The 13,794-nt window shown below is 64.5% G+C and carries 16 protein-coding genes; 12 read left to right on the top strand and 4 right to left on the bottom strand.

Annotated elements, in window-relative coordinates; translation table 11 throughout:
* Window positions 1-163: 163 nt before the first annotated feature.
* Entirely contained in the window at window positions 164-493 is a 330-nt protein-coding gene (locus AC1D2F_RS04115; RefSeq protein ID WP_476966249.1) for a hypothetical protein, read from the top strand.
* 86 nt (window positions 494-579) lie between these two features.
* Here AC1D2F_RS04115 and arfB read toward each other — a convergent pair whose 3' ends face one another.
* The gene (gene arfB / locus AC1D2F_RS04110; protein WP_229995215.1) at window positions 580-1,002 is read right to left on the bottom strand and encodes an alternative ribosome rescue aminoacyl-tRNA hydrolase ArfB; all 423 of its coding nucleotides are present in this window, start codon (window positions 1,000-1,002) and stop codon (window positions 580-582) included.
* Window positions 1,003-1,097: 95 nt separating this feature from the next.
* The gene (locus AC1D2F_RS04105) at window positions 1,098-1,700 is read right to left on the bottom strand and encodes an arsenate reductase/protein-tyrosine-phosphatase family protein (protein WP_476966248.1); all 603 of its coding nucleotides are present in this window, start codon (window positions 1,698-1,700) and stop codon (window positions 1,098-1,100) included.
* A gap of 238 nt (window positions 1,701-1,938) precedes the next feature.
* Here AC1D2F_RS04105 and AC1D2F_RS04100 point away from each other — a divergent pair, with 238 nt between their 5' ends.
* The 3 genes from AC1D2F_RS04100 (at window position 1,939) to AC1D2F_RS04090 (ending at window position 5,439) form a co-directional block, all read left to right on the top strand.
* Window positions 1,939-2,514, top strand: a complete 576-nt coding sequence (locus tag AC1D2F_RS04100) for a hypothetical protein (protein WP_476966247.1) — start codon at window positions 1,939-1,941, stop codon at window positions 2,512-2,514.
* Between the two features lie 435 nt (window positions 2,515-2,949).
* Window positions 2,950-3,885 carry a hypothetical protein gene (locus AC1D2F_RS04095; protein ID WP_476966246.1) on the top strand — a complete coding sequence of 312 codons (936 nt, stop codon included), beginning with the start codon at window positions 2,950-2,952 and terminating at the stop codon, window positions 3,883-3,885.
* A gap of 93 nt (window positions 3,886-3,978) precedes the next feature.
* The gene (locus AC1D2F_RS04090) at window positions 3,979-5,439 is read left to right on the top strand and encodes a tyrosine-protein kinase domain-containing protein (protein WP_476966245.1); all 1,461 of its coding nucleotides are present in this window, start codon (window positions 3,979-3,981) and stop codon (window positions 5,437-5,439) included.
* A gap of 70 nt (window positions 5,440-5,509) precedes the next feature.
* Here AC1D2F_RS04090 and lepB read toward each other — a convergent pair whose 3' ends face one another.
* Complete coding sequence (gene lepB / locus AC1D2F_RS04085) at window positions 5,510-6,223, bottom strand: signal peptidase I (protein WP_476966244.1); 714 nt, start codon at window positions 6,221-6,223, stop codon at window positions 5,510-5,512.
* A 252-nt stretch (window positions 6,224-6,475) separates the two neighbouring features.
* Here lepB and AC1D2F_RS04080 point away from each other — a divergent pair, with 252 nt between their 5' ends.
* The 8 genes from AC1D2F_RS04080 (at window position 6,476) to galU (ending at window position 13,108) form a co-directional block, all read left to right on the top strand.
* Window positions 6,476-6,979 carry a hypothetical protein gene (locus tag AC1D2F_RS04080; RefSeq protein WP_476966243.1) on the top strand — a complete coding sequence of 168 codons (504 nt, stop codon included), beginning with the start codon at window positions 6,476-6,478 and terminating at the stop codon, window positions 6,977-6,979.
* 289 nt (window positions 6,980-7,268) lie between these two features.
* Window positions 7,269-8,300, top strand: a complete 1,032-nt coding sequence (paaA, locus tag AC1D2F_RS04075) for a 1,2-phenylacetyl-CoA epoxidase subunit PaaA (protein ID WP_476966242.1) — start codon at window positions 7,269-7,271, stop codon at window positions 8,298-8,300.
* A complete protein-coding gene (gene paaB, locus AC1D2F_RS04070; RefSeq protein ID WP_229995222.1) occupies window positions 8,297-8,599 on the top strand; it encodes a 1,2-phenylacetyl-CoA epoxidase subunit PaaB in 303 nt (100 codons plus the stop codon). Before paaA ends, paaB begins: the two co-directional genes overlap by 4 nt.
* The gene (gene paaC / locus AC1D2F_RS04065) at window positions 8,596-9,531 is read left to right on the top strand and encodes a 1,2-phenylacetyl-CoA epoxidase subunit PaaC (protein ID WP_476966241.1); all 936 of its coding nucleotides are present in this window, start codon (window positions 8,596-8,598) and stop codon (window positions 9,529-9,531) included. Before paaB ends, paaC begins: the two co-directional genes overlap by 4 nt.
* Before the next feature lie 11 nt (window positions 9,532-9,542).
* Window positions 9,543-10,097, top strand: coding sequence for a 1,2-phenylacetyl-CoA epoxidase subunit PaaD (paaD, locus tag AC1D2F_RS04060; protein ID WP_476966283.1), 555 nt, complete (start codon window positions 9,543-9,545; stop codon window positions 10,095-10,097).
* Between the two features lie 15 nt (window positions 10,098-10,112).
* Window positions 10,113-11,339 carry a 1,2-phenylacetyl-CoA epoxidase subunit PaaE gene (paaE, locus tag AC1D2F_RS04055; RefSeq protein WP_476966240.1) on the top strand — a complete coding sequence of 409 codons (1,227 nt, stop codon included), beginning with the start codon at window positions 10,113-10,115 and terminating at the stop codon, window positions 11,337-11,339.
* 41 nt (window positions 11,340-11,380) lie between these two features.
* Window positions 11,381-12,160, top strand: a complete 780-nt coding sequence (locus tag AC1D2F_RS04050; RefSeq protein WP_476966239.1) for an enoyl-CoA hydratase/isomerase family protein — start codon at window positions 11,381-11,383, stop codon at window positions 12,158-12,160.
* Between the two features lie 57 nt (window positions 12,161-12,217).
* On the top strand, window positions 12,218-13,108 hold the full coding sequence (gene galU / locus AC1D2F_RS04045; RefSeq protein WP_229995226.1) for a UTP--glucose-1-phosphate uridylyltransferase GalU: 891 nt from the start codon (window positions 12,218-12,220) through the stop codon (window positions 13,106-13,108).
* Window positions 13,109-13,117: 9 nt separating this feature from the next.
* Here the strand turns inward: galU and AC1D2F_RS04040 are convergent, their stop codons facing one another.
* The gene (locus AC1D2F_RS04040; protein ID WP_476966238.1) at window positions 13,118-13,594 is read right to left on the bottom strand and encodes a VanZ family protein; all 477 of its coding nucleotides are present in this window, start codon (window positions 13,592-13,594) and stop codon (window positions 13,118-13,120) included.
* Between the last annotated feature and the right edge of the window lie 200 nt (window positions 13,595-13,794).

Raw genomic sequence — 13,794 nt, 5'->3', positions numbered from 1 at the left:
TTTTCGCCAACAACCCGGCACATAACGCGCGGTTTCCCCGATATGAAGCGCACTGTTGCCTACATCACACTCCCTGCCTAGGCTGGGTTGCGGTCGCAGCGTCGCGGCCAAACCGGTCGCAGCGTCGCGGCCAAGCGGTACATGCACGAACAGGGGAATCGTTTTGAACCACAAACTCCGGGTCCTTGTCAGGCTCGACCTCGATTGCGGTCAGGCAGAAGTAGCAGCGCAGGGACATGTGACGGCGAGGAGCCTCCAGGCCCTGTACGTGGTGGTCAAGCGGGCAAACCACCTGAGGGAAGGACTCCACTTGGTGGTGGATGTCAGCCACGCCGTGGTGGAACCGGCGGCCCTCGAACAGCTCCGGGAGTGCTCAGCCTCCCACCACCTGCCGGCCACCATTGACCCGCTGCAGTCAGAATGCCAGCTCAGCATCGTAGCGCCGGCGGAAAGGGCCGCGGTTCCCCGGGTCCGAAGGCTGGCGGCGGCCTAGTATCCAGCTGCGCCGGGTTCGCCTATGGAGCAGGCTTCTATCTACACGCTCCTGCTACCCCGCGGCTGAATAATGACTGGAGGGCGCTACTCGGCGGACGGCCGTTGTCGTTGCCGTTTCGTCGCCGCCCGCTGCTCCTTTGCGGCGAGGCGCCGACGGTTCGAGCCTCGGGTGGGTTTGGTTGCCCGGCGGCGGGCAGCTTCAGGGGCGAGGCCCTCTGCGACGAGGTCGGAGAGCTTGGCCAGCGCGATCTCGCGGTTGCGCAGCTGGGAGCGCCGCTCGGAAGCGGTCACGGTGATCACCCCGGCGATGAGACGTTGTCCGAGACGGCTGAGGAGCATCAGCCGTTGGCCATCCGAGAGCGCCGCCGAGCCGGCGACGTTCCACGAGAGTTCGACGCGGCTGTCAGAGGTGTTGACGTGCTGGCCGCCTGGCCCGGACGAACGCGAGAACCGCCAGCCGAGTTCCGACGCGGGAATCGTGAGCGCGGGCGACACCTCCAGATCCATGCAACTAGCGTTGCACGAAATGGGCGCCGGCGCGGAGACGGCCGCGGTTCCCCGGGCTCGAATGCTGGCGGCCCAGCTGCAAGTACTGGCCTGGCTCAGCTATGGTGGCGTGCGAACCGCAGGATGGCGAGGATGGCCGGGGCGAGCTCGTCCTCCATCTGGTCGTAGAACTCCTGGCCGCGCCGGTAGGGATCCACGACGTCGTTGTCGGAGGCGTCCGGGGCCAGCGCCAGGTGACGCACTGACCCCGCCCGGCCCGGGAGTTCCCGCCAAAAGGCAGGAATGTCGCCGGCAGAAGAGGACGCGGGAGCGTCCGCGTCGCGCTGCTCAAGGACCTTCAGCATCCGGGCAAACTCGCGGATAGTAAAGGTCCGCTTCAGCAATGAGGCATCCATCTGCATCACCTCGCCGCGGTGTTTGGCGGTCATCGCCAGCACCAGATCGGACTCCCTGAGGATCTTTTGCGTCAGTTGGCGGGCCGCGAAGCCGTCCGGCGTTCCGCCAAACGTCCTGATGATGTCCGCTGAGCTCGGCTGGATCGGATCGCCCACCATGGCCCGCGTGCCTGCGCTTCGCACCACAAAGGCGCCAGGTTGCACCTGGTCCAGGCCCGCCTGAAGCAGGCGCTCGGCCACCGGCGAGCGGCAGATGTTGCCGGTGCAGACCGTGAGGATCCGGACGGGGCGAGGCGTATCCAAGGTTTGTCCAACTTCCGTTAGCGAGACTCTTACCGGCGGCATGGTTTCCGAGTCTATCCGCGACGGGCCATTCAGATCTCCGGGGGGAGATAGTGGGGAATTCTGTCGTTCTTGAAAATAAAGCATCTTGATATTGAAGATTCATGCTTTTCTGCGTACAGTCGTCCAGGGATGCCGAAACGCTCGGCAGGAGCTGGCCCGACTGGGTTCTCCGCCGCACTAGAACTTGGGGTAGTAGATGTCGGAGATCAAGAGCCTGGCCTCACCGAAGGCGAGTTTCGACCGCCGTTCCGTTGTGAAGGGCGCCGCATGGAGCGTGCCTGTTATCGCGGCAGCAATTGCAGCCCCGGCCGCTGCGGCGTCGCACACGGGGACCGTATCGGTAACCATTGTTCCCAGCACGAGTGCTCCAACGGTTACGGGAACTCCGGCGGTATTGGGCACGGGGCCCAACGGCTTCACCATCTCCACGACTGGCGCTGCCATCTCGGGGACTGCTTCAGTCAGCATCACCGTCGCTCCCGCAAATCAGGCTGCCATTGACGCCACCAAAATCGGACTCTTCATCGGCACGATTAACAACAAGGCGGTGTCGTCTGCGGGACAGTGGGACGGTGTCGTGGCCGTGCCGGCCGGAGGTACTTCCTCGACATTCACTTTCGGGTCATATTCCAGAACAGGAAACGGTGCCGCGCCGAACAATGCCACGCTGGAATACTCCGTCACTGTATCTGTAGCCGTTATCGACTCTGCCACCAATCACCGCACCACTGCGAAAGCCGTTCAAGCACTGGCCACCCTCAAGAAGCCTTAGGAATAGCGGGTTTCGCTGCAGATGCTCTTGTCCCGTATGGCTGGCCATTAGTGATCTAATGGCCAGAAGCAAAAATATCGGGGATCATGTTGGGCTTGCCATGTCAGAACGGTTCTTGCCGCGCGGGTATCTGCTGGTAGAGGGCAGTGAGGTTTTAAGGCGTTGCCGGATTGGTGAGATTGAATGAGCGCGCCCAGTGACTTGTCCCTTGACGTGTTGGGTATCAACTTCACCGTCAGGTGGGGTGCGGCCACCACAGTTGCTCAACGGCAAGCGATGACTGAGGCCTGGAGCCGTTGCTTAGGAGATCTGAGGTCCGTCACATCGGTAGCGGAGCCCAGCGTCTCAGCCCAACCCTTCACCGCTTCCCTCTTCTTTGATTCGAAGCTCCCGGGCGACGGCGTTAGACACCTTGGCTCGGACACGTTTGAGGGCTTGGCCGAAGCCGTGACGTCGGAAGTCACCGTCGCTGCCATCCTTGAGCGCGCCGGCGAGCTGACGATGCTCCACGCGTGCGGGGTTGCTGATTCCGGTGGGGCAGTTGTCGCCCTGGTGGCGAAATCGGGCACCGGCAAGACAACGGCCTCATCGGAGCTCGCCCGGACCTTTGGGTATATAACCGACGAAACCGTCGCCATCCGGGTTGATGGGACTGTTGTTCCTTACCCGAAGCCTCTATCGGTCAAGCAGGGAAGGCCCGATGCCGCCAAACTGCAGGTTGGCCCGGATGAGTTGGGCCTGCACGGTGCACCGGACAATCCCCGCATCGCGGCCATCGCTTTGCTCGACAGGATTTCCGGTGGGGACTATCAGCTCCCCGCCATCGAGCCGGTCCCTCTGGTGGATGCAGTGCTTGCACTCATTCCGGACACCTCCTCCCAGGCTGCTGTTTTCCAGCCGCTTCAATCACTCTGTCGGCTGATTGACAGCGTGGGCGGCGTGTTCCGCGTCAGCTATTCCGAAGCGGCTGATCTGACGGACAGCTTGGCGCCGCTCTTCCTCGCGCCGGCTGTCGAGCCGGAGGAAGTCACCGTGGCATGGATTCCAGCCTTGATGGAGCCGGAAGCGGAGCCAGCAGCTCACCAGGCAGGCGACAAAACGGCAGAACCAATTTCCGCGGGTTGGCTGCAGGCGGCCGCCGCCGTTGACGCGGTTGAGATCGGCGAGGACTTGCTCGTCCTGACGGAAGCCGAACTCACCCGCCTCAGCGGCATCGGACCGATCATCTGGAAGTCCACCCGGCGACCCATCTCGATGCAGACTTTGGTGAGTCGGATCGAAGCTCTGCATGGGCTACCCGAGGGCTATGAAGCGTTACTGGATGAGGCTGTTGACGGACTCGTCGGCCGGGGATTAATCCTGCGCGGTTAACGCAGTTAATATGCACACCAACGCGGTCACCGTACCGTAGAGTAACTTTTCGTGTGGGTCGTTGGGGCCAGGCACGGGGGAGAGGACCAACGCGTGACTGGTTTTGATACGGCCGAGAACAACGGGCAGACACCTGCGGGGCTTGCGCTGGAGGACTACCTGCGCATCGCTCGGGCACGTTGGAAGGGCATCCTGGCGTTCACCCTCGCGCTGACCGTGCTCGCCTTCTGCTGGACCCTCCTGCAGCCGAAGATTTACGCCGCACAGTCCACCGGGATCGTGGTGGCAGGCGGCTCGGATAACCTCAGCCTCTCGCTCATGAGCGAGAACCTGGCCCAGACTAAGGCCGCCAAGTACGAGACAGTGGCCAAGTCCAGGCTCGTGGCCGAGCGCGTCGTCACGTCGCTTGGCCTCGCAACATCGCCGGACGCCCTTCTGGGGTCCGTCTCCGTGACCGTTCCGAAGGAAAGCGCCCAGCTTGCCGTCACTGCCACGTCCACTGACCCCGCAATGGCCCAGCGGGTAGCAGATGCCTGGGTCAAGGGCCTGGCCGAGCAAGTTAAGGATCTGGAAAGCATCCAAGCGGTGGAAGGCTCGGACGTCGTTCCCGTTCCGGTCATCCGAGTGGTTCCACTGGGCGAAGCCGTCCTGCCGACCGCCCCGACATCCCCCAACGTGAAGCTGGCTCTGGGAATAGGAGCTCTGGCCGGGCTGGCCCTCGGAGTCCTCTACGCGCTCATTCGCCACCGTCTGGACCGCAGGCTCCGGAGCGCCACGGCCATCGAACGTCGGTTCGGCGTGCCAGTGCTGGGCACGCTCCCGGTGGATCACCGCCTGGACGGGAAAAGTACCGTGCTGGACGACGGGTTCAGTCCCGTCGCGTCGGGCGAACATTCGCATGCCATCACCGAGGCCCTGAGGGAACTTCGGACGAATCTCCAGTACGTCGATGTGGACAATCCCCCGCGGATTATTGTGGTGACGAGTTCTGTGCCGGCAGAGGGCAAATCGACGGTGACGGCCAACCTGGCGGTAACCATGGCTGCCGCCGGCGAGAACGTTGTGGTGGTCGACGGCGACTTGCGCCGGCCCACCTTGGTCGATGTCTTCAATCTCATCCCCGGAGTCGGTGTAACCGACGTTCTGAGCGGCCACGCCGAGCTGGAAGACGTACTGCAGGAATGGAGTGCGATGCCAAACCTGCGCGTGCTCGGTTCAGGCCGAATCCCGCCGAACCCGAGCGAGCTGCTGGGATCGCTGGCCATGAAGACGTTGCTCAAGACCCTCGCCCAGGACGCCATTGTGCTGGTTGACGCACCACCGTTGCTCCCCGTGACGGACGCCGCCGTCCTCACACGCATTGCAGACGGAGCAATCGTCGTCGTCAGGTCCGGAAAGACCACCGATGAAGAGCTTGGCAAATCCCTCGGCAACCTCGGGCGCGTGAACGGCACCGTCTTCGGCACCATTCTCAACCGCGTGCCCACCACAGGCGCGGGCTCGTACAGGTACTACACCGCGTATCAGTCCGTTGAGCCGGTGGCGGCGCGGTAGACGCGAGCTAGCACTGAAGATATCCCCTTGGAGCAACGCGCTCCGAGGGGATTTTCACTTTCCCGCTGAGTCAGCTCACTCCGCCGGCGCGGTCCAGAGGCCAGAATCTCGCCGCCACCTGACCGACGACCGCCGAGGACTTGATCGTCCTCATGCAGTCGCCAGCCACAGCGGTCAGGCTCCGGCAGGCGATGGCGGAATCAACCGAGACTGAACGGTGGTCACCCAGCACCACGAGCTCGCCCTCGGGGACTGTGAACACGGGAACACACCTGAGCGAACGGGGAGTGGTCTGGCAGTCGATCCTGCCTGCCTCAAAGGGCAAATCTTCGAAAATGTAGGGTTCGTCGAGGGGCTGGCCGTCGATGCGCAGTTTGCCATCCTGTCCGCAGCAGCTGATGGTTTGGCCGCCGGTCGCAATCACCCGCTTTACCAGGAATTGCTCGTTGGAGGGCCCGATCCCTGTCACGTCTCCGAATGAACGGGCCAGCCCGGCGATCCCGGCGCCGCGTGCCACCGCCGATTCGGCCTGCCAGCTGTCCGGCCGGGTGAACACAACGATGTCGCCGGAGTGCGGTTCTGAGCCGGTGTAGGCAAGCCTGTTGACCAGGATTCTGTCGCCGTCGCCCGCAGAGCCCTGCAACGTCGGCTCCATTGACCCGGACGGTATCCGGTAGGCCTTCACCAGGAACCCCTGGGCCAGGGCGACGGCCACCAGGGCAATCAGCATGTTCAGGGCCACAGAGGCCCAGAGGGGGAGCTTTTTGCCGGCAGCGATCTTCACGAGTTCAAGCTATCACCGGCGATCCGGGCTCATGACGCCGGCGCTGGCTCGTCCTGCATCCGGTGTTGCGGTTCCTCGCCGTGGCGGTATGGGGCCAGCGCAGGGACATGTGATGGCGAGGAGCCTCCAAGCCCTGTTCGTGGTGGTCAAGCGGGCATGTTCGGGAAGCTATTGACTCCCACTGAGGGTGCGAGCAGGATGCACGCAGCGCCGTTTCCCTGCGGCCGGTCCACCCCCCGAGGAAGGTAGTCCATGACATATTTCAGGCTCGCAGTTCCTGTTGCGGCATTGGGGCTGGTACTGACGTCTGCCGGCGCATCGTCCGCGGCCCCGCCCGTAAACTTCGGTCCATTCGAGGATAGCTATTCGTTTACGTTCAGCTGTGGGGACTTTGATGCGAGCATCACTGGGACCTCGACAACCAGTTTTCGACGCTTCGTCGACGCCGACGGCAACAGGATCCGGACACAGCAGTTCGTCTCAGCCCCAGCCGATGTCATGGTGAATCTGGACACCGGCAAGGCTGTGACCATCAGGGCCCATTTCGTCCAGACCTATGACTGGACCACCGGAACTGTCACTGTGACGGGCTTCCGCTATCTCGGCACGGATGCAAGTAGCGGAGTGGCCATTAAGGATGCGGGCCGGATCGTGTTCACCGACGAGACCGAAGAAAGTGTTCTCTTCCAGGCTGGACGCCACGACTCAGCGACCCCCGATCTGCTCGGTCCAGCCCTTTGCGGATCGGTTGCTTAAACAGTCAACCGATCATTCCAACCAGCTAATCCAGTGGCTGGTCCGTGACGCTGCGACGCCGGGCGGACCCTCCCGTGGCCCGTCAATCAGCCCCGCAGGTATACCCAAGATTCACTATCGGCGGACGGTAGCCCACCCTGCGCCTGCCAGCACCCTTTCGCGCGCCCACTCTCCCTGAGCGCGGTCCGGACATTCTTTAGGAACCCCCGTCCTTGACGCATCTCGAGCCTTCCGCATATCCTGAACGAACGGTCGGTAATTATTTATCGGAAATTCACGAGGAGCAACCATGGCATCGCAGACCCTGCAGTCAGTGCCCGCCGAGCCATCGTCGGTACGGCATGAACAGAGCCCCGAGGACGCGGCCCGGCTCGACGCCGAGGGCCAGGCCTACTTCGACAAGGTCATGGCGGAAGATTCCCGGATTGAGCCGCGGGACTGGATGCCGCCGGCCTACCGGAAAACGCTCCTGCGCCAGATCTCCCAGCATGCCCACTCGGAGATTATCGGCATGCAGCCGGAGGCCAACTGGATCTCCCGCGCCCCGAGCCTGAAGCGCAAGGCCATCCTCATGGCCAAGGTCCAGGACGAGGCCGGCCACGGACTCTACCTCTACTCCGCCGCCGAAACCCTCGGCCAGCCGCGTGATCAGATGATGCAGGACCTGATGGACGGCAAGGCCAAGTACTCCTCCATCTTCAACTACCCGGCCCGCACGTGGGCAGACATGGGTGCCATCGGCTGGATGGTCGACGGCGCCGCGATCGCCAACCAGGTGCCGCTCTGCCGCGCGTCCTTCGGCCCTTACGGCCGGGCCATGGTGCGGGTCTGCAAGGAAGAGTCCTTCCACCAGCGCCAGGGCTTTGAGATCCTGCTGGAACTCTCCCACGGCACCCCCGAACAGAAGCAGATGGCGCAGGACGCGGTGAACCGCTGGTACGCCCCGGCCCTGATGATGTTTGGCCCCCCGGATGACGACTCGCCCAACTCCAAGCAGTCCATGGCCTGGAACATCAAGCGATTCAGCAATGACGAACTCCGCAACCGGTTTGTCGGCATGATGATGGAGCAGGTCAAGGTCCTCGGGCTGACGCTGCCGGACAAGGACATCCGGTTCAACGAGGAAACCAAGAAGTGGGAGCACGGGCCGCTGGACTGGGCCGAATTCCATGAAGTCCTGGCCGGCCGCGGCCCCTGCAACGCCCAGCGCCTGGAACGGCGCCGCGAGGCACACCAGAACGGCGCGTGGGTGCGCGAAGCCGCGGCGGCTTATGCCGACAAACAGCGCCGTCAGCAAGCAGAAAAGGTATCAGCAGCATGACAACCGAACCCCAAGCAGGAAACGTCTGGCCCATCTGGGAAGTATTCGTCCGCTCCAGCCGAGGCCTGTCCCACGTCCACGCAGGATCCCTGCACGCACCCGACGCGGCCATGGCCCTGCGCAACGCCCGTGACCTCTACACCCGCCGCAACGAAGGGGTGTCCATCTGGGTGGTCCCGGCCGAGGCCATCGCCTCGAGCGATCCGGACGCCAAGGGCTCGTTCTTCGAGTCGCCCCAGGGCAAGGATTACCGGCACGCAACGTACTACACCAAGAGCGAGGGCGTGAAGCACCTGTGAGCACCACACCTGAAACGGCGGCAGAAACCGGCGGCCACGGCGACATCTCCGTCGGCGTCCAGGGCGCCAGCGGCAGTGGCGAGGCCACGGCCAGCGCCACCCGCATCACCCCCGGCAACGCCCTCCGCCCGGAGGACATCGCCCTGGCCGTGAGCCGCGGCACCGCCAAGCCGAGCGAGGACGTTGCAGAGTTCGCCCTGCGACTGGGCGATGACGCCCTGGTCCTCGCCCAGCGCCTGGGCCACTGGATTTCCCGCGCCCCGGAGCTCGAAGAAGACATCGCCCTCGGCAACATCGCCCTGGACCAGTTGGGCCACGCCCGCTCCTTCCTCAGCTACGCCGGCGGTGCTCTCGGAGAGGACGGAACAGCCCGCAGCGAGGATGACCTCGCCTATTTCCGCAGCGAGCCCGAGTTCCGTTCTGTCGAGATCTTCGAACTCCCGAATGGCGACTTTGCCGTCACCATCGCCCGCCAGTTCGTCGTCAGCTACTACCAGTTCGAGCTGTACAGCCAGCTGACGCAGTCCACCGACGCAACGCTGGCCGGCATCGCCGCCAAGGCCGTCAAGGAAGTGGACTACCACCGCGACCACAGCGCCCAGTGGGTGCTGCGCCTGGCCCAGGGCACGGACGAGTCCCGCGAAAAGATGATCCACGGCTTCAAGGTCATCTGGCCCTACGTGGACGAGCTGTTCCGCGACGACGATCTCACCGCCCGCCTCAGCGCGAGCGGCGCCGCCGTCGAACCCTCCAGCCTCCGGGCCAACTTCGACCGCCTCACCGGCGAGGTTCTGGCCGAAGCGGAGCTCGAGGTCCCCAACGTGCAGCCCACACCGGGCGGTGGCCGCAAGGGACTGCACTCCGAACACCTCGGCTACCTCCTCGCCGAAATGCAGGTGCTCGCCCGCGAGTACCCCGGGGCCAGCTGGTAACCACCATGGACATGTACGTCAGCCACCCCACGGCCGCAGACGGCCGCCCGGCGGAGCAGAAGACCCCCGAGCAAAAGGCCTGGGACCTCGCTGCCACCGTCTGCGACCCGGAAATCCCGGTCCTCACCATCGAGGACCTCGGGATCCTGCGTAACGTCCAGCTCTACGACGACGGCGGCATGGTCCCGGCGGTGCAGGTCACCATCACGCCGACGTACTCCGGCTGCCCGGCCATGGACGCAATCCGCGACGACCTTAAAGCGGCCTTCAACCGCGAAGGCTACCCCAGCGTCAACGTGGAACTTGTCCTCTCCCCGGCCTGGACCACCGACTGGATGAGCGAGGACGGCAAGGCGAAGCTGGAGCAGTACGGGATCGCCCCGCCGTCGGGCCACTCGGCGGCCGTCCGGCACGCCGGCCCGGTGCGGCTCGCGCTCGCCGTTAAGTGTCCCCAGTGCTCATCGCTCAACACCAAAGAACTCACCCGCTTCGGTTCCACCTCCTGCAAGGCCCTCTACGTGTGCCAGGCCTGCAAGGAACCGTTCGACTACTTCAAAGTCTTGTAAGGAACAGGTGCCTCCATGAAGGTTGTCCGCCAGAGCGCCGCGGAGTCGGCCACAGCCACCGGCCGCCGTCGTGCGTCCTTCCACACCCTGACGGTGGACGAGGTCCGCCGGCTCACCGACGACGCCATCGAAGTGACGTTCGGGGTCCCGGCCGAGCTCGCCGGAGCGTTCGACTACCTGCCGGGCCAGTACGTCGCGCTGCGCACCACCCTGCCCGACGCGGACGGCCAGCCGCACGAGATCCGCCGCAGCTACTCGATCTGCGCCGAGCCGCGCAGCTTCGCGGACGGCAGCAGCGAAATCCGGGTGGCCATCAAGAAAGACCTCGGGGGCCTGTTCTCCACGTGGGCCAACGCCGAACTCAAGGCTGGCGACGTCCTGGACGTCATGAGCCCCATGGGTGCCTTTATCTCCAAGCACGGCCGCGACGGCAAGTCCGTTGAGCAGAACGTCATGAACTCCATGAACCATCCGGAGGAGCTGGCGGGGGAGCCCGGCTCGTTCGTGGCGATCGCCGCCGGCTCCGGCATCACGCCCGTGATCGCCATTGCCCGCACCTTGCTGGCGGCCCATCCGGAGACCCGCTTTGACCTCATCTACGCCAACAAGGCCGCCATGGACGTGATGTTCCTCGAGGAACTCGCGGACCTGAAGGACAAATACCCGGCTCGGCTGGCGCTGCACCACGTGCTCTCGCGTGAACAGCGGATCGCGCCGCTGCTCAGCGGCAGGATCGACGCCGAGAAGCTGCAGGCGCTGCTGGGCACCGCCATCCACGCGGACGACGTCGACGAATGGTTCCTCTGCGGCCCGTTCGAACTCGTCCAGCTGTGCCGGGACACTCTCGCCGCACGCGGCGTCACCCCGGAGCACGTCCGCTTCGAACTGTTCACTTCCGGCAAGCCGGACCGCCCCGAGGGCAACATTGGCCGGCCGGTGATCGCGGACGAATCCAAGGAGACCTACAAGATCACGTTCAAGCTGGACGGCCTGCAGGGCGAAGTGGCGAGCCCCACCCACGCCCGCGAATCCATCCTCAACGCCGCCCTCCGGGTCCGCCCCGACGTGCCGTTCGCCTGTGCCGGCGGCGTCTGCGGCACCTGCCGGGCCAAGGTGGTCAGCGGCAATGTCACCATGGACGAGAACTACGCCCTGGAGCAGGACGAGCTCGACAAGGGCTACGTCCTGACCTGCCAGTCCCACCCCACCACCCCGGAAGTCACGGTCGACTTCGACGTCTAGGGTTTTTCGACGTCTAGGCCTTTTCGAATCCAAGGAGCCCCATGATTTCCCTGTCCATCGCTCGCGGCGTCGCCGAGGTCGTACTCGACGCCCCGCACAAGCTGAACTCCCTCGACGAGCAGGCACTCGCGGATTTGTCCCAGGCGTACGATCGCGCCGCTGACGCCGCCGCCCGCGGCGAGGTCCGGGCACTGCTGCTCCGCGGCGAGGGCCGCGCTTTCTGCGCCGGTCGTGACATTGCCGGCGTCACGCCGGAGAGCGACGACGCGCAGGCCTATCTGGGCGGGCTCGTCCAGCCGCTGCTCAAGAAAATGAGCTCCTTCCCCGCACCCACGTTCGCCGCGGCCCAGGGCGCCTGCCTCGGTGTGGGGCTGGGCCTGCTGCTGGCCACGGACGTGGTCTACGTGGCGGAGAATGCCAAGTTCGGCTCACCGTTCGCGAAGCTCGGCGCCACCCTCGACTCCGGCGGGCACTGGTATTTCACCGAGCGCCTTGGCATGCACCGGACCCTGGACCTGATCTACACCGCCGAGCTCATGAGCGGCGCCGACGCCGTGGCGCAGGGCCTGTTCAGCCGGGCCATGCCCGCAACGGAACTGCTGGAGACTACCCGGGCCATCGTGGCCGGCGTCGCCACCGGCGCCACGGGTGCGTTCAGGGCCAGCAAGGAGCTCGTGGCGCACATCCGGGACCAGCGGCTGGGGCTGTGGGAGGCCATGGAAGAGGAAAACGCAGAGCAGGCACGGCTGTGCAAGAGCGAGGACTACGCCGAGGGTTTCCGCGCCTTCCAGGAGAAGCGCAGCCCGGTTTTCAAGGGCTGACAGGCGGCCCAGCGGGTCCCGATTGCCACTTGCTCCATTGATTTGTAAGGTGCAGCTATGACTTTGGGGAAATCAATCAGAAAAGCCGTCTTTCCTGCTGCCGGATTGGGCACACGCTTCCTGCCAGCCACCAAGGCAATGCCGAAGGAAATGCTGCCGGTGGTTGACCAGCCGGCCATCCAGTATGTGGTGGAAGAGGCCGTCAAAGCGGGCCTGACCGACTTGCTGATGATCACCGGCCGCCAGAAGCGGGCGCTGGAGGACCACTTTGACCGCGCCCCGGCCCTGGAACGGACCCTGGAGCTCAAGGGCGATCTGGACAGGTTGGAGGCCATACAGCACGCCTCCAACCTGGGGCCCCTGCACTACGTCCGCCAGGGCGATCCGAAGGGCCTGGGCCACGCTGTCCTGTGTGCCCGCCAGCACGTGGGAAACGAGCCTTTTGCGGTCCTTCTGGGCGATGACCTGATCGACGAGCGCGACGAGCTGCTCAGCACCATGATCGACGTCCAGGCCAGGACCGGTGGTTCGGTGATCGCCTTGATCGAAGTGGATCCCTCCCAGATCAGCGCCTACGGCTGTGCCGATATCTCCGCCGTGGAAGGCGAAGACTACTTCCGCGTGAACCGGCTCGTGGAAAAGCCCGCCGTGGAGGACGCTCCGTCCAACCTTGCCGTGATCGGGAGGTACGTGCTTCACCCCGAGGTCTTCGACGTTCTGGAGGAAACGGAGCCGGGCCGCGGCGGGGAGATCCAGCTGACGGATGCCCTCCAGACCCTGGCCGTGTCCGACTGCGAGGGCGGCGGTGTTTACGGCGTGGTGTTCCGCGGCCGCCGGTACGACACCGGGGACAAGCTCAGCTACTTGAAGGCGGTAATTTCCATCGCCTCGGAGCGCGTGGAATTCGGTGAAGAGCTGAAGACCTGGTTGAAGGAATTCGTAAACTAGGCGGCACGCCTAAACGCGAGACTTCGGCAGGCCCGGCGCTGACAGGCGCTGGGCCTGTTGGTTTCTTAAGGCTTTGACCGCGGCAGCTGCCATCAATGTGCCTGCCGCGCATCCGGCAGTGTTGGTAATAACGTCCAGCGGGCTTGCGAAGCGGCTGCTGAGGAACAACAACTGGCCGAGTTCCATACACGCGGAAACCAGTAGCCCCAGGGCCGCGTTCTGCCACCATTTCCTGTCCGGAAATGCAAAATTGGCCGCGATACCCACAGGGACGAAAAGCACCACGTTTGCAGAGGCCTCCACGAACGCGTAGTTGACCCAGCCAGGAATTCCATACGCATGGAGCAAAAGCAGGGCCCCGGCAATTTCGCCCTGGACGGGCCGGTCCACGGGGCTGGGCCAAAACCCGATAAGTGCCAGCAGGATAAATGCGCCGCCCAGGACTCCTTGCCAGAGCCGGGGGCGCAGCAGCGTCCTCAAGCGCACCCTAGGAGGTCTTCAGGACGGCCAAAGCGGCCGTTCCCAAGGCGGCTGCCGCCAGGAGTGCTAAAAGGATGTAGGGGAGTGCCTGACGCGGTGGCAGCGGTATGGAAAAGTGCGGCTGCCCTCGTCTTCTTCTTGTGCGCCAATGTCTCCCCATAAATTCAGGTGTCCCCATGGCTCTAGTAAATACCACAACGGGCCAT

The organism is Arthrobacter sp. P1_B3 (assembly GCF_056406615.1).
This window is presented reverse-complemented; position numbering and strand designations above follow the sequence as displayed.